The organism is Anabaena sp. UHCC 0204 (genome assembly GCF_009711975.1).
Lineage (GTDB): Bacteria > Cyanobacteriota > Cyanobacteriia > Cyanobacteriales > Nostocaceae > Dolichospermum.
This window is the reverse complement of sequence record NZ_VIKW01000003.1, coordinates 48,986-75,898: the sequence shown is the minus strand read 5'-3', so window position 1 is coordinate 75,898 and position 26,913 is coordinate 48,986. Positions and strand designations below refer to the sequence as shown.

19 protein-coding genes are annotated in these 26,913 nt (G+C 36.3%); 1 reads left to right on the top strand and 18 read right to left on the bottom strand.

Annotated features, from left to right (window positions below):
- Window positions 1–178: 178 nt before the first annotated feature.
- Window positions 179–2,419: a hypothetical protein gene (locus FJR04_RS03175; protein ID WP_168491749.1), complete on the top strand. Its 2,241-nt coding sequence runs from the start codon at window positions 179–181 to the stop codon at window positions 2,417–2,419.
- Between the two features lie 502 nt (window positions 2,420–2,921).
- Here FJR04_RS03175 and FJR04_RS03170 read toward each other — a convergent pair.
- From FJR04_RS03170 to rfbF, 18 genes are all read right to left on the bottom strand, one after another.
- The gene (locus FJR04_RS03170) at window positions 2,922–3,803 is read right to left on the bottom strand and encodes an aspartoacylase (RefSeq protein WP_168491747.1); all 882 of its coding nucleotides are present in this window, start codon (window positions 3,801–3,803) and stop codon (window positions 2,922–2,924) included.
- 149 nt (window positions 3,804–3,952) lie between these two features.
- Window positions 3,953–5,389: an O-antigen ligase family protein gene (locus FJR04_RS03165; RefSeq protein ID WP_168491745.1), complete on the bottom strand. Its 1,437-nt coding sequence runs from the start codon at window positions 5,387–5,389 to the stop codon at window positions 3,953–3,955.
- Between the two features lie 46 nt (window positions 5,390–5,435).
- Window positions 5,436–6,380, bottom strand: a complete 945-nt coding sequence (locus FJR04_RS03160; RefSeq protein ID WP_168491743.1) for a glycosyltransferase family 2 protein — start codon at window positions 6,378–6,380, stop codon at window positions 5,436–5,438.
- Window positions 6,298–7,500, bottom strand: a complete 1,203-nt coding sequence (locus tag FJR04_RS03155) for a glycosyltransferase family 4 protein (RefSeq protein ID WP_168491741.1) — start codon at window positions 7,498–7,500, stop codon at window positions 6,298–6,300. The genes FJR04_RS03160 and FJR04_RS03155 overlap by 83 nt, the downstream gene beginning before the upstream one ends.
- Before the next feature lie 32 nt (window positions 7,501–7,532).
- Window positions 7,533–8,522 (bottom strand): glycosyltransferase family 2 protein, encoded by a 990-nt coding sequence (locus tag FJR04_RS03150; RefSeq protein WP_168491739.1) that lies wholly within the window; start codon window positions 8,520–8,522, stop codon window positions 7,533–7,535.
- A 13-nt stretch (window positions 8,523–8,535) separates the two neighbouring features.
- A complete protein-coding gene (locus FJR04_RS03145; RefSeq protein WP_168491737.1) occupies window positions 8,536–9,714 on the bottom strand; it encodes a glycosyltransferase in 1,179 nt (392 codons plus the stop codon).
- Between the two features lie 97 nt (window positions 9,715–9,811).
- A complete protein-coding gene (locus tag FJR04_RS03140) occupies window positions 9,812–10,945 on the bottom strand; it encodes a glycosyltransferase family 4 protein (protein WP_371717164.1) in 1,134 nt (377 codons plus the stop codon).
- A gap of 655 nt (window positions 10,946–11,600) precedes the next feature.
- Window positions 11,601–12,770, bottom strand: a complete 1,170-nt coding sequence (locus FJR04_RS03135; protein WP_168491735.1) for a glycosyltransferase family 4 protein — start codon at window positions 12,768–12,770, stop codon at window positions 11,601–11,603.
- Window positions 12,767–14,215, bottom strand: a complete 1,449-nt coding sequence (locus FJR04_RS03130; RefSeq protein ID WP_168491733.1) for a glycosyltransferase — start codon at window positions 14,213–14,215, stop codon at window positions 12,767–12,769. The genes FJR04_RS03135 and FJR04_RS03130 overlap by 4 nt, the downstream gene beginning before the upstream one ends.
- A 137-nt stretch (window positions 14,216–14,352) precedes the next feature.
- Complete coding sequence (gene hepA, locus FJR04_RS03125) at window positions 14,353–16,197, bottom strand: heterocyst formation ABC transporter subunit HepA (protein ID WP_168491731.1); 1,845 nt, start codon at window positions 16,195–16,197, stop codon at window positions 14,353–14,355.
- 279 nt (window positions 16,198–16,476) lie between these two features.
- On the bottom strand, window positions 16,477–17,151 hold the full coding sequence (gene hepC / locus FJR04_RS03120) for a heterocyst development glycosyltransferase HepC (protein ID WP_168491729.1): 675 nt from the start codon (window positions 17,149–17,151) through the stop codon (window positions 16,477–16,479).
- A 754-nt stretch (window positions 17,152–17,905) separates the two neighbouring features.
- The gene (locus FJR04_RS03115; RefSeq protein WP_168491728.1) at window positions 17,906–20,134 is read right to left on the bottom strand and encodes a polysaccharide biosynthesis tyrosine autokinase; all 2,229 of its coding nucleotides are present in this window, start codon (window positions 20,132–20,134) and stop codon (window positions 17,906–17,908) included.
- Window positions 20,135–20,278: 144 nt separating this feature from the next.
- Complete coding sequence (locus FJR04_RS03110; protein WP_168491726.1) at window positions 20,279–21,373, bottom strand: glycosyltransferase; 1,095 nt, start codon at window positions 21,371–21,373, stop codon at window positions 20,279–20,281.
- Window positions 21,374–21,607: 234 nt separating this feature from the next.
- A complete protein-coding gene (locus FJR04_RS03105; RefSeq protein WP_168491724.1) occupies window positions 21,608–22,921 on the bottom strand; it encodes an NAD(P)H-dependent oxidoreductase in 1,314 nt (437 codons plus the stop codon).
- A 2-nt stretch (window positions 22,922–22,923) separates the two neighbouring features.
- Window positions 22,924–23,469: a dTDP-4-dehydrorhamnose 3,5-epimerase gene (gene rfbC / locus FJR04_RS03100; protein WP_168491722.1), complete on the bottom strand. Its 546-nt coding sequence runs from the start codon at window positions 23,467–23,469 to the stop codon at window positions 22,924–22,926.
- 320 nt (window positions 23,470–23,789) lie between these two features.
- Window positions 23,790–24,656, bottom strand: a complete 867-nt coding sequence (locus FJR04_RS03095; protein ID WP_168491720.1) for a phytanoyl-CoA dioxygenase — start codon at window positions 24,654–24,656, stop codon at window positions 23,790–23,792.
- 117 nt (window positions 24,657–24,773) lie between these two features.
- On the bottom strand, window positions 24,774–25,877 hold the full coding sequence (gene rfbG, locus FJR04_RS03090; RefSeq protein WP_168491718.1) for a CDP-glucose 4,6-dehydratase: 1,104 nt from the start codon (window positions 25,875–25,877) through the stop codon (window positions 24,774–24,776).
- A gap of 33 nt (window positions 25,878–25,910) precedes the next feature.
- Window positions 25,911–26,687, bottom strand: coding sequence for a glucose-1-phosphate cytidylyltransferase (rfbF, locus tag FJR04_RS03085; RefSeq protein ID WP_168491716.1), 777 nt, complete (start codon window positions 26,685–26,687; stop codon window positions 25,911–25,913).
- Between the last annotated feature and the right edge of the window lie 226 nt (window positions 26,688–26,913).

Here is a 26,913-nt window from a genome sequence, read left to right as displayed (position 1 = left end):
CAAATTAAGATGAAGCTGCATAAGATCAGATTTCAAGAATAATTGACCGCAGATAAACGCAGATAAACGCGGATGAATTAATGGACTTTGTGCAGCCGCACATAAAATTGGTATGACCTAGTTTTAATAGATAAATCACTGGAAATTCAACTGTTTATCAAACTACAGAAAAATTGTCATGAACAATACATTTTTTACGCATATTAGGAAAACTTGCCATAAAATATATCAATATATTAATAGTTTGGTTAACAGGAAATATTGGCGCAAAAAAATAATATTCAACATTTTACTTGGTGTTACTTGTGGTCTTATGGTGACATTTGCTGGAATGGCCATGGATTTTGCTACAACTAAAACACCTAAAATAGCTAAAACTAAAACTTCTGAAGTTACCTATATAACTTCTTGGTTGGGTAATACTATTGGCAATGGTAAATTGCGAGTACAAAACAACATTGAAGGAATGTATGTTAAAGATGATGGAACAATTTATACAAACAGTATTTGGGATGAGGCTGGCAGTGAAGCAGGAGTATATAAAGATGGTAAACCAATTTTTGTCCTTGAAGATACTCATGGTTGGTATCGGTTAGGTGGTAAAGCCATAACAGTAAATAACAAATATATTTACTTGGCTATGTCTCAAGGAGGACTAGATAAAACCAAACAAGATTATCCTCCCAAAGGTCAGACATGGTACTGTGTTAGACGCTATGACTTAAAAGGGAAACCTGCCCCTTTTGGTAAAGGTAATGGCTGGGATAAAAGTATGTTAATTACCAGCAAAAGTAATGCAGTGACTGGATTAGCAACGATAGATAATCAACTATTTGTTAGCAATGCTAATGAAAATATGGTTCGGGTTTATAATACCGAAACAATGGAGGAAATAACTAGTTTTTCTGTTACCAATCCAGGAAATATCACCATTGATAAAAAAGGTGGGTTATGGATTATTCAAAAGAAAAAAGGTAGCACTCCTGGAAAAGTTGTTAATTATTCTCAGACAGGAAAGAAATTACCCCAACAAATTATAGATATTGACGAACCATCAGCATTAGCTATTGATAATCGAGGTCGGCTGTTAATAGGAGAAAATGGTGTTAGTCAACAAGTGCTGATTTATAATATTAATAATCAGCCAGTTCGCGTTGATACATTTGGCGATAAAAACGGTATTTTTAGTGGTGTACCAGGAGAAGTAAAAAATTCAAAACTCTATGGGATTACCGGAGTCGGTGCAGATGCCACAGGTAATCTTTATATAAACAATAATGGTTTCAATAGATCAGGAACAGATTTAAGAAAATTTTCCCTGTCAGGACAAATACAATGGCAATTACTAGGATTAATATTTGTAGATAATGCCGATACTGATCCCAAAACAGATGGTGTTCATCTATTCACAAAACAAGAAGAATATGTGATGGACTATAGTAAGCCACCTGGTAAAGATTGGACTTATAAAGCTTACACAGTTAATCCTTTTAAATATCCTCAAGATCCACGTTTGCATACATCACCTGATGGTACTTGGATGCGGCGTATTCAGGGAAAACCTTTTTTATTCCTGACAGATATGTTTGGCAGCTTTTTACAAATTTATCGTTTTCAACCAAATACAGACGGTAAAATTGCGATTCCGGCGGGGATGTTTGTAGGTACTAATGATAAAGGTGAACAAGCTATTTCGGGAAATTGGCCACCTTCTCAACCGACAAAAGGAGAATGGATTTGGCGCGATATTAATGGGAATGGTGCATTTGAAAAAAATGAGTATGACAGCAGCCAAGATTATCCCTATATGGGTGGTTGGTGGGTAGATAGTAAAGGTGATATTTGGAAAACTTTGCGAACTCAAGATGGTATTCGTCGTTATCCTTTGCAGGGAATAGATGCTAAAGGAAACCCGATTTATAACTATAGTTCGATGCAGAAAATCCAGACTCCTAGCATTTTTAAAGACTTGCGACGGATTGAGTATTTTCCAGAAACAGATATTATGTATTTGTCAGGTTTTACGATGGAACATCCTGCATTTGCTGATGATGCCAAAGTTATAGGATCGGAAATTGCTCGGTTTGATAATTGGAGTAAAGGAAATCGCACTCCCAAATGGCGAACTGTAGTTCCCTATGACACTACAGGTAAGGGGCAAGTTTCTACCGCAGCCATGAGTATAGCTGGTGATTATGTATTTGCAGTGACTGTAAAAACGGCAGAGGTATATGTTTATAAATCTGCAACAGGAGAATTGGTGAGAAAGATGACTCCAGGACCAGAAGTAGGGAAGGAAAGTGGCTGGGTTGATATTCCCTATGGTATCCGTGGTTTTCGCCGTGCTAATGGTGAATATCTTGTATTTGTAGAGGAAAATTGGAAAGGGAAGGTGCTTATTTATAGATTTAATGGGTAATTTGAAAGTTCGAGATTGTTGTTCTTCTTCCTGACTTCTGTAGAGACTTTCCGCTGGAATGTCTCTACTAAAAAATGTTTCAATCAAGAATTGTAAGGGTGAAGTATTTGGTGTAAGGGCGAAGCATTCGGAAAATAAACTTGGGAAAAACCGATAATTTATCGTCCGAATGCTTCGCCCCTACAGGATAGGGTTCAATTTAGATTCTGTACTTCATTGATCTACAATCGGCTGTATTTGTGAGAAATGCTAGATTAAGTAGGTAGATGCTAATCAACCCAACTATGTAACGAACTGTAAATTACCCAAAACTCTTGGGATTGCTGCGTTCCACTCCGTTCCACTCGCAATGACATAGTTACAGCACTTCCCGCTCTAATGAAATACAATGGAAGGCGGGGAAACCCCGCCCCTACGGGTTTGACAATAAAAAACTGTACCTCATAACAGAGGGAAGTGCTGTATAAGTTTTCCCACCTACTTATTTGTGAGAAATGCTAGATTAGCTAATCTGAATTAACTCTTTTTTACTAATGTGCATAGCAATTCCTTTTTCATAATAAGCGGCTTCATTAATAAAAATGGGATAGACAGTAGAATTTCCTTGATATAAAATTTCTTTACCTGCAAAAGTTAGAAACATAGGATCACCAGGATGCAATGGTTCATAATCCCTAAACTGAAGTTCGGGGTGTACCATAGCTTGAATTTCTCCTTCTGTATTTCTAGGATAATCAATTATTCCCATGGATTGATAAACTGTCATAATCTGATTTTTTGGCAAATTTTTACCTTGGTTATATGCTTCAAAATAATCTAAAATAGCATAAATAAGCTGTTCAGTTTGTTGAAATAATTCAGCATTTAAAATTCCTTGGGGTACAGCACCAACTTCCAGAGCAAAACCTAATTCACTCAAGGAACGGAGAAAACCACTGCCTTTGGGTTGTGGATGGAGATAAACTTTTACTAGAGGATTAATTGCACTTAAATCAGCCGCTAATCCAAGTAATACGGGATGGTCACTACCCAGAATAATACATAATCCCATGTTGGCAGTAGTCGTATGTAAATCAATAATTACATCTACAATTTTCTGGTTTGGTGGGTGTAGTATGGCTTGAATTTCTTTGGCTCTTAATTCTTCGTAGCTTGATGTTTTTGTATCTAGAGATTCAGATTCAATAAAGCAGCGATTCAAGTCTTTCTCAATATATCTTGTGCGGGCAATAATAGCTTGAGGATTACCAAGTAATGATAGAGTTTCAAAACTTTGTCTGTAAATTAAATTGGGATATTGCTGAAACTTTTTGACCAAATAAATTCCTGTTAATTCGTTGCCGTGATTTCCTCCCACAATGGCCAAGGAGTTAATTTTATTCATACATACCTCTTTGCTATCAAAGTGAGAACATTCTATCAGCCTATAGCACTTCCATTTGATTTATAAAAATTCCCAGCCGCAGAACCCCGACTTCACGAAAAAGTCAGGGTTATTATGGTTTAGCTATATAGCAGGATTCAGGAGGACTATTACCTGTCACTTGTCACCTGTTGCCTACTATAGTATTTATGTCCGGCCATAGCGATCGCCAAAAATCCCCAAAGAATCATCCCGGCTATACTCAACATCCCGCTATAAATAATTAACTGAGCGCAACAACTCAGACCAATAGCGCGAGCAGCACTGAGAAAACTATCAAAACGTCCTTCGGCGTAATTACTAACACTAATAACTATCAATATTAATCCACCAAGATAGGGAATTGCACCTATCCAACCCAAAGTGAAAAACATATCTAAAATACCGCTATCAATTACAATTACCTCTATTTGTCCAGTTTTTTCATTCACCTTCCAAATATTGCCAAAACCATTACCAATTACATTAGAAAGAGCTAAATTGAGGTTGCGATCATAAGTTGCGGATCTATCCTTAAAGCTACCATCTTTTTCCAAGTTAGAAAAAGTTTCTAAGCGAGTCGTAATCACTTTAGAAATAGGTTCAATATTTACCAAGGGGACAACACAGATTGTCATCATTAAAATTATGGTAATTAACCGCATTTGAATGCGCGGTTTTACAGAACCAAAAATCATAATTGTTCCTAACAACCAACCACCCCAACTACTACGGACTTGGGTGAGTAAAAACGACAAATAACCCACAGCAGAAGCCGGAAAGATGAAAGGACCGGAACTAGTAAATAATAATAGCAACCCAGCTTGCATCACAGTAGCAAATGGACCAGGTGAATGTAATGTACTCCAAACCCGCATTCCAAAAGGTACAGGTTTTCCAGCACTGGTAAACATTTTCGATTGCAGTAACCAATATTGATCCCATTCAGGAGCAACAACAAATTGATAAATACCGTAAGCACCAAGGATGAATACACCCCAAATAAAGATGCGTTGAATGTTCTGGCGATAGCTAGGGTAATCTCGCCAATTAGAGAAGAGGTGAAAAGCAAAAATTATGGGACTTAGCCAATCTAAAAAACTGCGAATTACTGCTACTGGTTGATTATAAACTAAACCCACTAAACACCCATAACAAACCCCTATAAAACCCAAAACAAATGGCAGTCCACCTTGACGAAACGTGCTAGGTAGATGTTTAAAGAAGGTGATTATAGTGATAAATACCACTAAATAGGGAGCAATTAACATTTGTCTGGTAGGGTCCCAGCCAATTTTATAGTCAACCAAACGAGTAATTAAAGGAGTGAGAAACCACACCCACCAGGTAAAGCCGATATAGTGAATGGGATGTCGCAAATATAAAAATATGGCGACTAAAAATGTCATTGCGGGAAAAACGAAGCGTAAACTGGCTGTACTGGTAAAGTAGCAAGCTGTTGTTAAAAAGATAAAGCCAAGGATAATGATCCAACTTTGAGCAGATCGATCTTGGGGCGAAAATTGTTCTTTTAAAACAGTGTTGAAAAGTATCGGTTTAGAAATCACTTTAATTTCGATATTGGCTAAAAAACTGAACCTAACTAAATCTGCATTAATAGCTCAGATGGTGTTTTTCCATTTGTTTATATTGTTGATATCCTAACCATCTACCCTGTAAAGATGCTTGCAGTTTTTTAGTTACTAATTCTCCTTGTTTGGGAAAAAGTCGCAGCCATTGACATATTCCTAAACTTTCTCTTGTTCCTACTAAAACCGACCAGCATAAAAAGACAATGCGACGGAAAGGAGAAAGATGTTCTAATAAAACTAAGGTTTCGTTGTGGACTAAATTAATTAAGGCGATGTCATTAAAATTGTGGCGTTGATCTTCATCAAAACGTTGGGCTGGATAGTGATCTACAGCAATGCTGGGATCATAGATCATTTTCCATCCGGCTCTTTTGAGAGTGAGAGTAAAGGACATTTCAAAATGTACTTGTGCGCCTGTACCCCGCATTCTATCATCAAATCGCAATTTACCGATCGCTTGAGTCCGAAAACTCATATTCACACCTTTGAGAACATCAACTTCACGGGGTGCGCCTACTCCTAAATGATGGTTGCCAATCACACGCCCACACCATTGCAATTTGCCCACTATGGAACGAGAACCAGCTTCTAGCTTGTCTCCTTGATAAACCCAATCACGGCCACCAACGCCGCCAATAGCACCATTGACGCTGAAGTGAGAGTTAATTTTCGCTAACCAATCAGGATGGGGGGCAGCATCGTCATCAGTGATGGAAACAATGTCTCCTTGTACTTGGGCTAGTCCGGCATTGAGGGCGGCTACGACTCCCGGCTGGGTAACAGTGACAATTTTGAGGGGTAGGAGATAGTACGGAAATTGGTCAAGGAACTCCTGGGTTTCTGTGTCTGTATCTCTGACAACGATGATCGCCTGATCAACTGATTTAGTTTGCTGTTGCAGGGCTTTCAGACAGCGGGCTAAATCTTGCGGACGACGATAGGTGGGGATGAGAACTGTGTTTCTCATGGGTAATTAACTCCTCAAATATATCTAAATAGGTTTGTGCCATTGTTGACCAGCTATGTTGTTCAGCGACAGTACGGGCGACTTGACCCATTTTTTGCCGCAATGAGCGATCGCTATTCAACAACTCCATGGCATCGGCTAAAGCATCAACATCGTCACAGTCGGCTAAAACAATGCCACAATCAGGATTAAGTAAATCTGCTGCACCGGTAGTAGTCGCAGTAATTACTGGCAACCCCGAAGCCATCGCTTCAATCACTACCAATCCAAAGGGTTCATAGCGGGAAGGAAACACAAATAAATCTGATGCCCGTTGAATTTGTGGCATATCATGGCGATAACCTAAAAAATGCACTCTTTCACTAATATTCAGCATCTTTGCCATTGCGGGATACGGGCTATCTTTTGTATCTCCCACAACTGCTAAATGTAGTTCAGGAACTTTTACTAAAGCATGAAGTACAGTGTCTAAATTCTTGCGAGGAATGCGAATATCCCCAGCAAATAAAGCCAAAGTTACATTTTCAGGTAATCCCAAAGCAGTACGATCAGAGACACCAGGGGAAAATTCTTGTAAATCTACACCATTGACAATGACGCGAATTTTCTGGCGGGAAATACCAATATTTACTAATTCTTGAGCTACTTTTTCAGAGACAGCAATTAGAATTTTTGCTTGCTGAAAAGCCTGTTTTTCCCAATAAGCATTAGCCGCAGTAAATAACCATTGATAGAACCCATACAAATCTTTACGGGTGCGGGAAATATGCACAGGCGATCGCCACCATGAATTATGCACAAAATGCACAGCATTCACATCTGCTGCACCCATCGTAATCGCACCATTGACTTTAATTAAATCCAAATGATCACGGTTTTTCTTTAACCAATCACCGCTTTTTTTGGCAAAAATAAAATTGCGGATAAATTCTGTTGGATACCCAGAAACGGGAATAGAAATCCAATCAACTGCACTATTTTCTGCTAACTCTGGAGTAACTTCACTAGCTAATAACGTTAAGTGATAACCCCGACGAATTGCTTCTAGAGCAACTTCATAATTAACTCTTCCTTGACCATCACCTTTTTTAATTTTGTGAGTAACAATACAAAGTCTCACTCATCACCTCTGGAATTTATTGAATTTACCGATTATGAAACCTTTAAAATTTTATTACTCAAAATCCGGGGAGTAAAACTAAGAATCAGAGCTACCAAAGTGCGTAAATTAAACTTCTGTTCGCTCAAAGTCTGCCAAAAATAAGGACGGGCTGCGGAGATTTGTTGATCTCGTAATAAACCAATACCTAAAGTTGTATTCGCTGTTAACCATTGTTTTTTAAAGTATTGATGAAATTCCTGTAAATTTTTATCTGCCATAAAAATTTGATAACAGAATATCTCACTTTTAGCCTTACGAATTTTTGCTTGTGTATTACGACTACCACTCAACAGAGTATCAGTTTGTTCATGTTCCCGATATCTAGTTAATTTTTCAGGAACATAGTAAATTCCATAGCCAGAAACACAACACAGATATGTTAAATATAAATCCCACATTCCCCCAACTTCGGCAGGAATACTATCCCAATCAAGGACACCATTGCGAATTACACAAGCAGCCGCAGTGGGGATACTTTTATCCACCAAGCCAATTTGAGTAAAATTTTGATGAACTCCAGCCACAATTTGATCTCGCTTATAACTACGGGTATTGTTTTCAGTAGCAGCAAGATTTATTTTACTATCACCATCTATAATATATTGGTCACAAAATGCTAAGATCAAATCGGGATTTGTTTCTAAATGGGGTACAAGTTTAGATAAAAAATCCTCATTCCACATATCATCATCATGAAGACTAGCAACATATTTTCCCCGTGCCATTTTAAAAGCATTAAACTGATTACCTAACATCCCAATATTTTGTTCATGTCGCCAAAATTTAATGCGTGAATCTTGAAAAGATTCAACCATTGCTTGAGGATTTTCAGAACTACAATTATCAGAAACAATAATTTCCAGATTTTGATACTTTTGTTGAATGGCGCTAGTAATTGCTTGTTTGAGATATTCTAGGCGATTATAGGTAGGAATGATTACACTCACCAGCGGTTCTAGTGAATTCATATTTATAGACATAAATTCTACCTCATTAATTTTTAGCATTGACAGTAACAGGAGAAAACAAACTATCGGGAATTTTTGTTTGTTCTTGGGAAACTATTTCTAATAAACGTAAAGCAGTAGGCGCAGGAGTATAATATTTCATGGCCCAAATTCTGCCTTCTTTAGCAATATATTCGAGAACTTCGGGATTTTCTACAATTCTATCTATTGTGGCTTGGATATTATTCAAATCTACACCAATATAATGTCGCCAATTTTCAGGCATTACAGGTAGAGAAATTCCATATTTTTCAAAATCCACATGAAAGGTAACACATCCTGCGGCTAAAGATTCCCAAAATCGCCAACTATCCCATTGGACAATTGTTTTTGATTGTAAGTTTAACTTGGCTAAACATTGTTTAATCATGCGATTAACTAAGTTACCAGGATTATTAGGCCAAGTAGGTACAAAAAAACCACCAAAGCAAGTACAAGCAACAGATTCTTGCAGCCGTTGATAATAATTTGGATAGTGTCTACCACCAGTTTGTAAATATTGTAGATAATGATATCCTACTTGAGGATGATGACGAGGATCATCAACTACGTCATTAATAGAGAGAATATCTTTAATCTGGGGAATAAGTTGACTACAGCTAATATTTCTGACAGAATGTCCAGATTTCCAATGTCGAAAATTTACCAATATTTGTTTTTTTCTATCAGCAAAATCTGGGATTGTGTTCAGTTCTTGCAAAATGCGATTACTCAGTCCAAATGCCCAAGGATGAAAGTTATCACCATAAGTTAATTTACTATTCAGATGAGTTCGGAAAATAAAGTCAAATTGCTTAAATTCTGGTCTTTTAGTATAGGTTTTATCATCATCTTCACCATCCAAATAAATAGTTATATATTGACGTTGTGGATGAAATAATTTTTCTGGCAATTGTTGACGAGTATGATACCAATAATTGGTAAGGATAACAATAGAACAATCATCAGGTGTCACATGATCATGATATTGAAACAGATATTCTGATGTTTCTAAGGAATTTTGCCAATAATTAGCATTAGAAAAAAACGATATTCCTAATTCTCGAAAACCTTCAGCTAGACAAATTAATAGATGTTGAAATTTATCCCCTATAGGAATATTTTCTTGAGAGTCACAGTAAAAATATATCTTGAGGGGAATTTTCGGTAAACGATTATTTATCATCTAGAACTCCTATTTGATTTTTGTTAGCATAGTCTGCTCGTTGCCCTCACAAGACGGAAGATACATTGATGTTTTTCTATTGGTTATATTTAATATTTCAATTTTGAAATTCAAAATCAGTGATAGTTTGAGAATATATTGCCATTAATCTTTGAATATGAACCTCAATCGTAAATTCTTGCTGAAATAAAATCTGACCTTGTTCACCCATAAGTCGGCTTTTTTGATAATTTGTAGCCAATTCAGCGATCGCATCAGACAATTGAGAAATGTGATTATGTGATACAAGAATACCTGTTTTACCATCTTTTACATATTCAGGAATACCACCGACTGCACTGGCAATAACAGGACGATAATGAGCATAAGCTTCTAGGGTTACTAGCCCAGCCGGTTCAGGCCAAAGACTAGGAAATACCACCGCAAAGCATTGGTGATAAAGATGTGCTAGTGCTTCTCCTTGACACCAACCATGCCACTTAATCCGATGACTCAAACCCATTTGATCTACTAATTTTTCCATATCAGATTTTGCCCAACCATCACCAGCAATATCCAGATAAATACGCTGATCAGTGTTTGCTAAACATTTAATCAACCATTCAATTCCTTTATCAGGAACAATTCGACCAACAAATAAAATTCTTTGTTGTTGATGAATATTTTTAGTTAATGGTTCTGTGTAATTTTTAGGTTGTTGTACACCACAGGGTAATGTAATTACACGGTGAGGTGATATACCATTTTTAATAATTTGCTTTTTTACATAGTGACTATTAGCAATAATAGGAATACTTAGTTTTTTAAGAACTGTAAAAGGATGGTACGTACTCCACAAATTTTGTGCAATGTTGGGAATTCTACGACTACCACAACCATCAACTAAATGTCCCCAAGTACATCCTAGAGGGTTCATCATGCGATCGCACTGCTTTTGACGATCTGTTAAATATTTTGTCCCACTCGGACAGTAGCTAGAATGATTATGTAATGTAAAGACTGCTGGACATTCTTCCTTCCATTCCATCAACATTTCTCGATCATGAAAATGCAGTAATTTATACTGACTTTGATCCATATTCTTGAGAGAAGTAATCAAATTTTTACTAACTTCATAAATTTGTGAATTTATCAAAGAAGTTATATAAGTTTCTAACCCACCACCACCCTCAAGACTAATACTAGAGCAATGATGTATCCTCTTTTCATGAACTACGGTATTATCCATCATCAAAATAGTCTGATAAATAAAAATATGAGAATTACGCCATGATCAAACAATAAAAACTGTGTTTAAAGTTCTTAGAAATTAAGGCTTTATTTTTTCGACTATTTTTGTCCAAGTAGGGGCGAAGCATTCGGAAAATAAATTTGGGAACAAACCGATAAGTTATCACCCGAATGCTTCGCCCGTACAGGAGTCAGAAGTAAAACTAGCTTTGTGTATATGTTTCAATTTAGATTTTATACCTCATTGATCTCCAATTTGCTATAAATTAACATCAGTTTGTTAACAGATACTAAGAGCAAGTGATTAATTAATACCTTCACTTTTTCATAGGAATTACGCAATAACTCTCTAAAACTCTTATTTCGACCTGTCCTCTGCGTTTCGTTTCTTCATGATTTTGCGTAAGTCCTGTTTCAATGTAGCCAGAGTCTTATTAATAAGAGAATATAAAAAATATACCATCCTGTGAAATATATCTCTGTCCTTTCCTGATATATTAAACAGGACTTACGCAAAACAGAACGGAAGTAGGGGTAATTCATGAATTACCCCTACGCAAGAATCAGGTTTTGAGTTCAATCTTGCGTAAGTCCTATTAAAACAGAACAGATTCCTAGCCAACAAAATTAATTAGATATTTTTTAAAGTTACTAAGCTATTTTAATAACCCTTCTTGCACAAAGATTTGGCGCAATTGTTGTTGATAATTTTCTAAATTAAATTGTTTAGCAGTAGTTCTGGCAAATTTTTCCATCTCTGATCTAATCGTTTTATTCTCCGCTAAAAATGTCAATTTATCAGCTATAGCTTCTATATTTCTAGGTGGTACAATAAACCCATTTACTCCATTATTTACCACATCAGCCGCACCACATTGAGACGTGACAATTACAGGTAGTCCAGAAGCCATTGCTTCTAATGCAACTAAACCAAAACCATCTTCTACAGAAGGTAAAACTAAAACAGAAGATTTACCAAATATCTCCGTCGGATCATCCTGACTAAAATCCCGAAATTCTTGTTTAATATTTATATGTTGACTTAATGTTTTTTCCATGAATATTTTCAATCCACGAGTTGTAGTTCCACCCACAATCAATAATTCGGAATTAGGAATATTAGCTTGTAAAAAAGCATTAACTAAATAAATAACTCCTTTTCTTGGTTCAATTGTACCTACATATAAAACGCGGAAAACTTGATCAGCCTTCGTCACAGGATGAAATCTATTAGTATCTACAAAAGGTCTGAGAACCGCAACTTTTTCTGATGTATATCCAGCTTGAATAAAAGTTTTTTTAGCAACATCAGAAAGCACTACAATTAAATCTGCTTGTTGACATTCACCTTCAAAACGATCTAGCATTTTTGGATTCATTTTTGCTACAGTAGAATCACCAATAAATTCTAATTCTTGGTGAATTTGTGACTGCATAAAAGGTAAATAGTTATTTAAACAATATAGCCAAGCTTTTGCACCTTTAGCTTTAGCTGTTTTAAATCCTAAATTAGTTTGTCCTGCTACCCCCATAATTAAATCGCAAAATTGAGATTTTAAAGTTTTACTTACTTGTTTATCAAAATATAAATCCCCCATTAATACAGCCCAATCATGACGACGACGTAAAAATGGCGTATTTAGTAATCTTTGACTCCAACGAGAATATCCCATTGAATAAACAGGAAAATTAGTTTTTGGTGCTTCTAAATCAGCAGATAATACAGTTAAATCACCAATTTCACTTAAACCTAAAGCTGCATTTTCTAAGCAAATTCCTTGTCCTCCTTTACCTAAACTCGTATTGCAAGTTAATGTAATTTTCATGATTTTAAGTTTGATTTAAAACAGACATCATTGAATATTTGTAAATAGTTTTGAGCTAAATTTTTATAACTCAGTTCTGCATATAAATGAGAGCGATTAAATCTGAGAGGATCACCAGCAAATTTAGCTTGAGCAATATAAGAAATTACTTGCATAATAGCTTCTATATCTGTTGGTTCAACTAACCAAACACCTGGTTTATCTTGTAAATAATCTCTATTCTCTCCTGGAGGAACTGCTGCTAGAATGGGTCTATCTGTCATCAAATATTCATAGGTTTTACAGGAAATTCTGCCCCCTGGAGTTCCGTCTAGACGATTTGGTAAAGTTATTAATAATAAATCTGCCTGTCTAGCTAATTGAATAGCTTGGAAGTGAGGTAATGGCTCTAATACAGTGACTACATCTGCAATATTTTGATTTTGTAATACCCGATTCACTACAAATTCTGGAAAACTATTACCATACACAGAAAGTTTAATTTTGCTTTCCCATTCCGGGTTTTGAGAGATGACTTTTTTGATAGCTTTACCCACAAAAACTGGACTAGAACTGCGATAATCAAGTTTCGAGCGGTGATAATATCCCCATTCTAGCCAGGCTTTATAAAGTTTTTTAGCTAAATTTTTTTCGGAAGGAAGATGATAAAATTCATACCAGCCATTCATCCCACCTGTATAAACAATATCGAAATATGAGTTATCATTTTTTAATTCAATAGGAGTAGTAAAATCCTCTGGATCTGCGCCACAACGAATTAGATTAAATTTGGATTTTTGAGATGCAGATTGACGATTTTTAACTAAATCTAAATTGAATTGAGAAACATAAACTACTGCATTTGCTTGTCGGACATAAAAGTTTTCTAACCAGCGTTCAAGATGATGATGTAACCAACTGACGGCATTAGAGTGCATATCAGTACAACTAAGTGAATCATCTAAACTAATTACCAAAGGCAACCCTGTGAGGAATTTAAGTGCAATTCCCACCAACCCGGCAGAATAGGGCATCATAATCACAAAAATAGCATCGGGTTTTTGCTGCTTAATTAATTGGTAGCCTTTCAATAATGCAGGTAAAAACCAAAATATTTCTGGATCTGGCCAAATCAATAATGTTATTATCTTCTCCAATCTCAGTTTATTTAACCATTTAATTAAAGTTTGAGGATACAAACTTTTGATATAATGTATGTGAGAGTTTTCTGATAAATAACCACCAGTTGTACCTGTTAATACATGAATCTGCCAAGTTTTTTGAAATTCTCCTAATAGTTTATTAGCCCTATGAGCAATTGGTGTTTTTAAGGGTGGTAAATCATAGGCTATACAAAAAAGTGTTGGCTGATTGGGTGACTTTTCTACTAATTTATTGTGAGAATCGGCAGATTTTCTGACTTTAGAAAAACTCAATGGCAAAAAGTTCCACAAAGAATTATTCATTTTGCATACATTTGTTAACTCGTGAATATCTATAAATTGCGATTGAGAATCAATCTAGAAATCCTATTTTATTCCTCCCGTATCAATTCTCTGCATCCCTGAAAAGCTTGAGTAATGAACCTTGATTATTGATCAGCTTAACTATCGCTAGTAGGTCTAATTTCATATTGCATTTGGTGATATTGCCAAAGCTTCCCTTTAAGTTCTAGTAACTCTTGATATTTACCCTGTTCTACAATTTTACCTTGTTCCAAGACGACAATTTTATCAGCCTTAGCAATAGTAGAAAGACGGTGAGCGATCGCAATTACTGTCCGCCCAACAGAGAGTTTTTCTAATGATTCTTGAATTAAACGCTCAGAAACAGAATCTAAAGCACTTGTAGCTTCATCTAAAATCAAAATTTCGGGATTTCTGAGTAATGCGCGAGCGATCGCAATTCTTTGTCTTTGTCCCCCTGACAATCGAATCCCTCTATCTCCTAATTGTGTATTAAAACCTTCAGGCATTTCTAGAATAAATTCAAGAGCATTTGCCAGTCGAGCCGCTTCTCTAATTTGCGATTCTGTGGCTTTTGGTGTCCCATAAGCAATATTTTTCCAAACAGAAGTATTGAAAATAAATGTATCTTGACTAACAACTGCTATTCTCCGACGAAGAGAGTTAATTTCAAATTTGCGAATATCAACTTCATCTATATAAATAGAGCCTTCAGTAGCATCATGAAATCGAGGAATTAAATCTGCTAATGTAGTTTTACCAGCACCAGATGAACCCACTAAAGCCGTCATTTTCCCCTGTTCAATCGAGAGAGTAACATCATGTAAAATCCGTTGATTGGGATTATAACCAAAATCAACAGATATTAAATCAATGGATCTTTTCAAACCAGGAAATTTAAGTTTTCCATTTTGAAAATAGATTTTATCATCAGGTTTTAATAGATTCTTGATATTTTCTACTGCTCCTGCTTGGGTACTTAAAAAAGCTACTACTCCATTCAAATCCTGAGTCATGGGGATAATTCGGAACAGTACAAAGAAGAACGTTAACAAAGCCGAAACTTTCATTAAACCTGTGACGATTGCCACAATAATCATACTAATCAAAATCATCGTAGCTATACTCTCTGCTAGAGGTTTAACTACCAAGGAAATCCAATAAACTCGTTTCCAAGTATCAACTATTTTTTCACTCGCTTGATAATATCGTTTTCGCTCAAATTCTTGAGTAGAAAAAGCATGAATTGTGCGGATACCTTCGACAAACTCTAGTGTCCTAGAAGTAAAATTATCATTAGCTGTAGTAATCGCAAAGCTACGTTCTCTAATTTGTTTATTTAGTGTAGATAATCCCACCGCTAAAAGACTAAATAGCAAAATCGAAACTATAGAGAGTTTCCATGAAAGAATAAACAAAGAAATAGAATAAACTATCAGTGTGAAGCTTCTAGTGGTTAAAAAAGCTATACCACCGAAAATCTGTCTAATTCTCTCCATTTCACTGGTGAGTGTATTAATTAATTCTCCAGATTTTTTCTGGCCAAAATAACTGAGACTTTGAGCTTCTAATTGTTCAAAAATTCGTTTGCGGAAATTGTCTACTAAGCTGACTTCACTAAACTGAATGCACAATTGTCCCAGGTAGTTGAACAATGCACGCATACAGGTGGTAATTACAATTAAAGCCGATACTCGATATAATCGCTCATTTGCGGAAGCATTAATTCCTAAAATCAAAATATCAAACCATTCAACTCCTGTTTGCACAGGTTCTGCACCAGGAGTGGTTAAGCTTTGTAGAAATACCAACAAAAATCCTAAACCAAATCCCTCTAAACTGGCAGATATTACTGAAAAAACTACAGCTAAAATTGCCACCAACCGAAAATGTTTAAATTCTCGCAATATTAACCGATTATTTTGCCAAAAACTTGTAGATTGCAAGATTTTCACGGTTGAGGGTATAAATTTAGAATCCATAAACATTTGAAGTTGTTATTTTGATAATTAAGCACAGAAGCATCAACTAAAAGAACAATAAATATTCTTAAATTGAGTTGTTCCGAATAAGATGACAAAAACCATAAATGCAATTACAACTTTGGTGAAAATCGTTATAAAGCTCTATCTGCATAGGTTTTTTGTTTTGAATTAGCTACATAATTCATGCTTGAAAATATCAAACCAGGAAATTTTTATCATTTGGATAAATATATATTTATCCTAGATTGTAGTCCAGTGAATTTTAAATCATCACTCCTATTTTTCTAAGTTTAGATTCACTACTTCCTCTAACGACAAACAAGGATTATTAATTAAGTAAAATTTACCCTGTAACACATTCAGTAAATTAGACACATTTTCCAGAAAGTATTTACCTACACCAGGTAGAAAATTTGTAATTTCATTTTTAGCAATTGAGCTAAACTTAATTGCCTGAAAAAGTTGACCTTTTTCTCCAACATACCATTCATAATCAAACAATAATTTGGGAGAATATACCTGCATGACAATAAATAATCCCAGCATGAATGGACTTGTCAACAGCAACAAAGATAAAGCTAAATTCCAATCAATAATTCTTTGGAAAATTCTGAATATTTGATTACCTTTTTTGGGTAATTTCTGATATTTAGGAATATTGATAAAGATGGGTTTATTAGCTTTTTTACAGGCATTTGCCCAAAATCTCAATAGAGAATTACCGAGTTTTGGATCTACACTCACTAAATTCACTGAAGAATGTTTTAAACACTTGACTAGGGATTCTGCATCTTCTACTAAATTTAAATAGGGCTGTGGTGATTGTGTAGAAGTTTTCACTAATAACTTTCCTCTGCGCCATTTTAAGGTACAAGATGATGGATTAATAGTGTCAAATTCAGGAGAGATAATAAGGTTATTATTTAGACTAGGAATAACTGAAGTTGTCATATATATTGTCAGGAATAAAGTAGTAAAAGGTTGACTGGAAATATCCGCAGAGGAAATTATTATCAGTATTTCCCTATGGTTATCTCCACTATAAAATAGTCAGGTTGTCCTTAGCTTGAGGCTGGGAATATGTGTCTCAATCTCTAGAATATAAGACTCTCGATAAATAGATCATCAATAAGCAACTTCTTTATTTACTCTTTAAATAGATATTCCTTTTTTCTATAAAATATCAAGTTATGATAAATTGAATTAATTGTAACTAAATAAAATTAACCAATATTTTGTGACTTGCAAAACATATTTTTTTGTTATTTATCATTTGTAGCAGTTACTGTTTAAGTGAGATATAAGAATAAATAATTAACCGCAGATGGAAGAGGATAAACACAGATGAACGCAGATAAATTTGTATCTCGTTAGACTAAGGAATGCTATACAAGTAACAGTAAACTAGATTTTTATCATGAATTGGATATCTGACTATTGCGGATATTTATCCCGATTTATGAGGTGTAGGTTTGGTTAAGCAACAGCGAAACCCAACAAATGCTTATAAATGTATCCACCAATTAAAGGATTAACAGAATGAAAACAGAAATTTACTCATTAATCACCAATTACCAATCACCTATTACCCATTACCAATCACCAATTACCTATTACCAAATAACTTTCGTCAATAAAAAACCCCCATGAAGTATGAGGGGTCAATAATATAAAACCTGGTTGAATAATTAGGAAATAGCTTGGTTTACTCTTCCATTACTTGTTGTAATACCAAATGTTTTGGCTTGACATAGGGTACATAAGTGCTATCAGATGGGGAAACACCATTAGCCACAACCCCAATCAAATTTAACTTACTCAACATACCTGTAGCTTGATTAAGTTGGGTGCGTGTCACCTTACCAATACTCGCCATCATCACCACACTTCGACAAGATGACGCTGTGAGCATAGCATCCACTAAACCCAGCACTGAGGGGGCATCTATGAGTACCAAATCATAGTTTTCTTCAAATGCAGCAATCAATTGGATCATCCGGGGAGAACTCAAAAGATGGGCAGGATCAGTAGGGATAGGTCCAGCAGTCAAGATATCAATATAAGATGAACCGGAGTAGGGGACACTAATTTGATTTGGTAAGGTAACTTCACTTTCTAATAATGTAGAAAGTCCCTGTTCATTAGGAAGATTTAATTGTTTGTGCAGGTTAGGATAGCGCAAATTGGCATCAATTAGTAATACCTTTTTATGCAAGCGAGCGGCACTCATGGCTAGACCTAATGCTAAAGCTGACTTACCATCATCTGGTAACGCTGATGTCACCATTAAGGATCTTAAATCAGAGACATTATTGAGCAGTTCAATGTTTTTGTAAATGAGATCAAGGGATTCCCAACGAGGAGGAGATTGTAGTACCTGAATTGTCCAAGGAGCGAGAACTTCTGGTTTGCCAAATGGCAATTTGATCATTGATTCTCTGGGTTTAGCCGGTGGCAATTTAGGAGTTGTTCCTAATAATGGCAAAGAAACTTGTTTTTCTAATTCAGCAGTAGTATGGACAGCATCATCAGAGGCTTCACGAATAAAGGCAGCAATACCTCCAAACATTAAGCCAATTACTCCTCCTAATAAGAGGTTTTGTCTGAGATTGGGACCAGTTTTAATACCTTCTTGAGGTTCTTCTACTACTTCCCAATTAAATCCACCTTTAGAAAGTTCTTGGCGTAATTTTTGTTCGGCTCTTAATAATTGTTCCAATCTTTCCCGGCTAAATTGTAATTGGGGAAGAATGCGATTGTAATAAGCTAATAGAGAAGGAAAGCGTTTCAGGTCTGCTTGTAGTTCTTTTTCTTTGGTTGCTAAAGTTTGATCACGGGCGCTTAATGAAACTATGGTAGTTTGGGTGTCTACTAATTGACCTGTGAGGTTAAGATCAATTTCACCAAGTTGTCCTTGTTCTAAAAGATTGTCTCCAGGACTAAATACACGATTGGATCTTTGTCCTAATGTTCTAGTAACTTCTTTTTGTAGAAGTTGTTTCTGACTTTGTAATTGTTCGTTCAATTTTTGAACGCTGGGAGTATCATCTGTGAAGCGTAGTTTTTCCTGTGCTAAGGCTAATTCTGTTTTCTGAATTTCGTTAAGTAAACCTTGGTAGCGGGTAGACTGACTCAAACGAGAAGAAACTAGAGCATTTTGTGGAGAACGGTTAAGTTGTAATTGCAAAGATTTTTGCTTGGCGATCGCTTCTTCATACTGGGAACGAGTTGTTTGTCGTTCTTGTTGGATAGTATTTAAAGTTGCCTCTATGGCTTTGGCTTGAGTTTCCGGATCAATTAGATTTTGATTTCTGCGAAACCGTTGCAGATTTGCTTCTGAAGCAGTTACTTCATCAGTAGCTTTTCTTAATTGATCTCTGATAACTTGTAGACCTTTTTGCAAGCGTGAATCCTGCTGTTGTTTATTGTATTCTAAATAAACTTGCCGAATGGCAGTCAGCACTTTTTGTGTTTTTTCTGGATCGTTATCGCTATAGTCAACTTGAAATATTTTAGTAGCAATATTATCCTCTGGAGTCTTAATTTGAGTTAAGGTCAAGGACTTTTTTAAATCCATTACAGTTAAGTCTGGATATTCATTTTTGAGTTTATCAACTGCTTTTTGAATTAGTCCAGAACTCTGCATTAAGTTCAGTTGAGTAGCAGTATCTACCACTACGTTAGCATCAGTAAACTGGCTTTCAATGGTATCAGCTTCTTTCTTACCTTGATAGTTAGGTTCTACTAACAATTGCATGGTGCTTTTGAAGCTGGGTTCTGTTCTTAATGTAATGATGCCAGCAATAGCTGTAGAACTCAGCAATACTAATAATAACCAGGGAAATCGCCGGAGCAGTACGGCAAATATTTGTCCATAACCTGGTTCTGTTTCTGATGCTGAATTTATATTTGGATTTAGACTAGTTTGAACCACTTTTATTATCCTTATCTGCGACACATTACGCAAACACCTAAAAAATTAAATGAATCAGTGATGCACACATCCAGCACACAATGACAGAAGTTAACTAACAATTAAAAATTCTCAAAAAGCTGGTAGAAGTTGCTTTTTCAATTTTTAATTCCGTCTTGCGATACTAGCTTGATCAATAATTTGCTCAACTTTACTAAAGAATGACTGTTCGGAAAAATTACTAACAGCATGATTACGAATGGTTTCATAATCCCAAGATATTCCTCCGGCCTCTAGTAATGCTGCTTGTAAAGAGCATGGTGTTTGTCTATTAAAAAAAACGCCAGTTTTACCTGGTATTTGAGTATCTAATACTCCACCTGCTCCATAAGCAATTACTGGTGTACCACTAGCATTTGCTTCGACTGGAACTAAACCGTAATCTTCTAAGGCCGCAACAATTATTGATTTGGCTTTAGAGAATAAATTTTTACGTTCTTTGTCACTAACATGACCAAGAAATTGGATATTGGGCAAAGCATGAGCTTTTAATCTTTCTTCTTCTGGTCCATCACCTGATATTAATAAATTCCAGCCTAGCCAATTAAAAGCTTCGACTATTATATCAAGACGTTTATAACTTATCATCCGCGCTGATGCTAGGTAGTATTCTGATTTAGTATCAGAAAAAACAAAGTTGCTAGTATCAATTGGATAGTTAATAACTATGGCTTGCTTGTTATAAATCTGTTGAATGCGCCTGGCCACAATGCTAGAGTTGGCAATGTACATATCTGGTTCTTGAGCATATTTCAGGTCTACATTTCTCATCATTTGAAATACTTTTTCGATGAGGGGAGCAAAGTATCTATAGTCTCCGTATTCCCGTAAATAAGTTTCTGTGTCCCATAAAAATCGGGTAACATTATGACAAAAACAAATATGTCTAGCTTGGGGTTTTTTCCGTACTGCTTTCGCAAAACTTGTGCTACTGCTAATAATTAGGTCATAATCTTGTAAATCCAAAGACCGAAATGCAGGAAAATATAAGGGGGCTAACATCCGAAAATATTTAGTTGCACCAGGAATTTTTTGCAAAAATGTTGTATTGATAATTCTTTCACCTAGATCAATACTTTTTTCTGAATCATATAATGAGGTGAAAATGTCAGCATCGGGATAGCGTTTACACAGTAATTCAAATACACGCTCTGCCCCACCGCGTTGAGTTAAGTAATCATGAACGAGAGCAATTTTCATACTGAATTCCCTATAATTGAGTGAGTGGTAATTGGTAATTATCCTCTCTTTTCCCTATTTCCTAAAAGTAGCGATCGCTCTACTATAAAAGTGATTATGCACCGAAATTCCGTGTTCACGATGCCAATCAATTAGCACCTGATTATGCAATTAATTTTTGCTATATATGTAAATTCAGAGGTCTGATGAAAATATCAGGAAACCTCTGAATTATCTTGATACTGATTTTTAAAACTATTTTGTGAGTGCTAAAGTTTTCGCAGGTGCAAAATAAACTGATTGTTCAGCCCGTAATTGATCGCAAAGTCTGCCTTCTGGTAATTCGACATCATCGTAAGTTAAAACTTGATCTTTGAGGATATCGCGCTGCAAACGGCATCCTTGAGATATACCCATTGGTAATAAGTTTTCTTGTTGAACAATTGGGGAATTTTCACATTGTCCATAGGTCATGTAATAACCAATACCATCAAGAGTTTCTCCCGCTTTGAGGTCAATTTTCGCAGTGGTGACGACATCAACAACAGGTCCAGCGATTGGTGCAAGCGCAGCATCATGGAAGAGGACAGCACGGGCAACAGACAGGGGAACTTCAAAATGACAGAGGTGATAGGGGGTGTAGAAGCTGTAGAGGGGTCCTTCACCTAATTTGTAAAGATTGAGATAATGGCGTTGTTTGGGGTCTTCGTGGGTGGCAAATACAAACACTCCGGGACTGGGATTAGTGCCAACAACGTAATCAACTATACCGCCTAATTCTTGGAGTTGGTCAACATCATACATTTTGGTCATTTCATCAACATGACCTGTGTAGTTATATCCCAACATTCCGCGCTTGGCTACTTTCATCCCTGTGCCATTAGCCACTATCGCTTGCTCAAAGGAAATTTTAGTCCCATCGGCAAAGCTTGTCACCATGGCGGGATTTTGCCCCCAGCGTTCGGCAAAGCCTGCTTGGGTGGTGGGGTTGCGATAGGGGTCTTGTAAACCTTTGATATTGCCACAGAGAAGGGGCTTTAAACCGATGCTTTTGACAAAGCGGTATAGGTTCATCTCTACCCCTGGTTGGTCGCCATCACAGGCACTGAGGATGACTCCAGCGCGGTCTGCATGGACTTTGAGGATGGGTCCGAGTGTGGCATCAAGTTCGGCATTCATTAAAATGATATGCTTTTGATGAGCGATCGCACACATGACCAAATGAGTTGCATATTCAATTGTTCCTGTCACTTCAATGATTGCATCTATGCCTTCTGCTTCACATAGCAACATGGCATCTTCGGTGACTGCATATTTATTTTCAGCGACGGCATCTTCTAAATCAGTTACATTCGTAATAACCTTGATATCCTCAATACCCGCTTCTAAATAAGCTCGTTTGGCTGTATCAATGTGCCGATTAGCGATCGCTACCAACTCCATTCCAGGCACAGAATTGATAATTTGATTAGCAATGCCTCGACCCATAAAACCAGCCCCAATCATCGCTACTTTCACAGGTTTACCTAATGCAGCCCGCGCTTGTAAGGCTTTATCAACAATAATCATGATTAAACTCCTATTAACATAGATTCTAGTAAAGGCCAATTCCGATCTTTATCGGATATTTCAGTAACACTCAACGGCCAAGAAATTTCTAAAATTGCATCATCATAACGCAAACCTCTTTCATATCCAGGAGTGTAAAATTCACCCACTTGATACATAACTTCAGCATCATCTGTTAAAGTCTGATAACCATGAGCAAACATTTCTGGAACATAAAGAGCGCGGCGATTTTCTGCACTCAGTTCTACACCAATATGCGCTAGATAAGTGGGAGATTCAGGACGCATATCAATAATTACGTCATAAATAACTCCTTGAGTACAGCGAATTAATTTTGTTTCGGCTGCGGGAAGACTTTGATAGTGCATTCCTCGCAATGTCCCTTTTTTATGATTAAAAGAAAGATTACATTGGGCAACCGTAGGTTTTAAACCATGTGCTACAAATTCATCAGCACAGAAAGTCCGCGCAAAAAAACCGCGAGCATCTGATTTTTGTTCTAAGTCAACAATGAAAGCACCAGAAAGATTAGTGGAGGTAAAAATCATGGATAATAATATTGGTTGAGATGGATAGTAATCAATGGATAAAGTAGGTGGGCGTTAAAAATTGTCGTTGGGGCAAGGGAACAGGAAGAGAGTTTTGGGCGATTTTACTTTTCTTCACATACCTTTAAATTTTTCTGTTCACCTACTAATTGGCGATAACTGGATTTGCTTTGCGAAAAAGAAAAAAACCTCTTTTAATTAAAACCTACGCAAAATATCTCTGAAACCCTCTTCTCTTCGTTTCCTTCGTTCCTTCGTGGTTCATTCTTTCTTTCTTAATTCTTTCGTGACTGCGTAAGTCCTGATAAAACTAAGAGATGCTAATTTTTACCAACAGATAATACGTGATCATTTTCTTCCTGAACAGATTCACTATACAAATTTGGTTTGAAATAAGAATCATCCCAGAAATGATTACAAAGTTGTGGTTGTTTAGGAGATTTAGTAGTGTAGGCAAAAAATAATGTTGAACGTTCTTGAGTCCGGATAGTTCCATGATGTAAAAGTCTGCGGGTATCAACAATAATCACTGTACCAGCAGCACCAGGGCAAGATTTCCAAGCTGATTTGAGGATAATCTGATTTAGTGTTTCATCATTTATTCCTTCTGAAGTATTAATCTTAGATTTAATCCGATAATAATTAGGATTATATAAAGAAGTATAAGATAATGGTACATATTCAAAAGGACCATGTTTTTCTTCTACATCATTTAAATAAACGATGACCTTGATCACTCGCCGATCTTCTATATCTCTATGCCATAGTAATGTGGCAAACTGATCTTTATTAGCGAAATCTTTGCGTAAATGTACACCATGATAGGCAATAGAAACACCCATATAATTCTCAATAAGATTGAGTAATCTGGGTTCTCTTCCCCAATTAGAAAATTCCGCTAAATCTGTAACTGTATAAATTTTGGGCGGAATTTTCTCTGAATAGCTATAGTTAGTATTTACCATACTTGGTAAGAGAATATCAGCAGCATTAAGCAATTCTGGAGTATAACCAAACCCTAAATCCGTGAGATTTGTGATATAAATACAATCACGTTTGAGAGCATTAAGAATTTTGCGATCGCCTGAATCAATAACAGGTAAACTGCTCCGATTTTGCCAACGTTGTGCTATATAATTCAACTCTATTTGCAACAGAGATATTTTCTCTTTAATTTTGACAAACATTAAACACCTCCCAATTAAAATTTTTCATGCACAAACACTTGGTAATTTATACATTGTATTTTTTAACTTGGATTTCTCACCAATTATACAAGTTGAAATTTCCCTAACTCTTAGCAATTAACGCAAAACCAACATAGGCTGTTCTAGAGATTTTGACAATTGCATAAATTCCTGAATTTGCTCTTGAGTTTTTTGCTTCATATCATCACCTTGTTGCCATGTTTTATGCCAATCAACAATCCAAGCCAATGCTGTTTTTAAATCTAAACGAGCTTCCCAATCAAGTTGATTACGAGCTTTGGAACAATCTAATGTTAAAAGATTAGCCTCATGGGGTTGAAATCTCCTATCTTGAATCCAATTAGCATCATTACCCCAAAGCTGTTGCAGTTCTTCTAATATCCAAGCAACAGTTTTTACTCCTGATTCACTTGGACCAAAATTCCAGCCTCCGTTATAAGTGCAACCTTGAGTAAATAATTTTTCAGCTAACATTAAATAACCATGCAATGGTTCTAGTACGTGCTGCCAAGGACGCACTGCTTGAGGATTTCTAATTACTACTTCCTCTCCTGCTAACCAAGCTCTAAGAATATCAGGAATCAAACGATCTTTTGCCCAATCTCCTCCACCAATCACATTTCCAGCCCGAACGGAAGCTATGGCTACTTTATGTTGAGCATAATCAGCCGCATTGAAAAAAGATTGACGGTAAGCTGTGGTGACTAATTCAGCACATCCTTTGCTGCTACTGTAAGGATCATGTCCTCCCATAGGGTCTGTTTCTCTGTAACCCCAAATCCATTCCCGATTTTCATAACACTTATCAGAAGTGACAGAAACTACCGCTCTGACGCTAGATACAGACCTAACTGCTTCCAGTACATTAACTGTTCCCATCACATTTACGGCATAGGTATCTACCGGGTTTTGATAAGATTCCCGTACCAAAGGTTGAGCCGCCAAATGAATAACAATATCTGGCTGGAAAGTCTGCATTACTTCCTGGAGATTGTCTAATTCTCTCACATCTGCAATTACCGATGTCATCCCATCAGCTATATGAGCTAATTCAAACAAATTCGGAGATGTTGGCGGATTTAAAGAGTAACCACACACTTGGGCCCCTAGCATTTGTAGCCACATTGACAACCAACCACCTTTAAAACCAGTGTGTCCTGTGACAAACACTTTTTTCTGATGCCAAAAATTTGATTTCATGACTAAACCTTTTATTTGTTCCTATGCAACTATTTATGACCAAACTTGCCAAGGAGCTTTACCACTTTTCCAAAGTTCTTCTAGATAGTGTTTATCTCTTAATGTGTCCATTGGTTGCCAAAAATCATGATGTTTGTAAGCAGATAATTCTTCTAAATTCGCTAACTTTTCTAATGGTTCTTTTTCCCACACAGTTGAGTTATCAGCAATAAAATCAATTACTTGGGGTTCGAGAACAAAATAGCCACCGTTAATCCAAGCACCATCACCTTCAGGTTTTTCTTGAAAACTGGTAATTTTTGTTTGTTCGTATCCTAGAGAAATCGCCCCAAATCTTCCTGCTGGTTGGACGGCGCTGAGTGTCGCTAGTGTGTTTTGTTCTCGATGGAATTTAATTAACTCTGTAATATTGATATTGCTGACACCATCACCATAGGTAAAGCAAAATGTTTCATTTCCAATATGTTCACGAACTTGCTTTAAACGTCCCCCAGTCATCGTACTATCACCTGTATTTACTAAGGTGACGCGCCAAGGTTCAGCATATCCAGAATGGACATTCATTTGATTAAATCGCATATCAAATGTCACATCTGACATATGTAAGAAATAGTTAGCAAAGTATTCTTTAATGATGTACCCTTTATAACCGCAACAGATGATGAAATCATTAATACCGTGAGCCGAGTAAATCTTCATTATGTGCCAGAGAATTGGCTTACCACCAACCTCAACCATTGGTTTGGGTCTGATACTGGTTTCTTCACTTAATCGTGTACCAAGACCCCCTGCTAAAATTACCGCTTTCATATAATTACCTCAAAGATTTGCAGGTGGTTTTTTCTTTAACTACTGTGAAATGAAGAGAATGCACAATGAATGCAGAAAATTAAGAGGGATTATTGTTTTCTGTCCGCAACTGATAAATATAATTTACCTATAAATTTCATCAAAAGAATGAAGAAGAAGTAAATTAAGATATTTTATCTGTAAAATATTTATAATTGACAATTGATACCTTCTTAAGTAGGCAGGC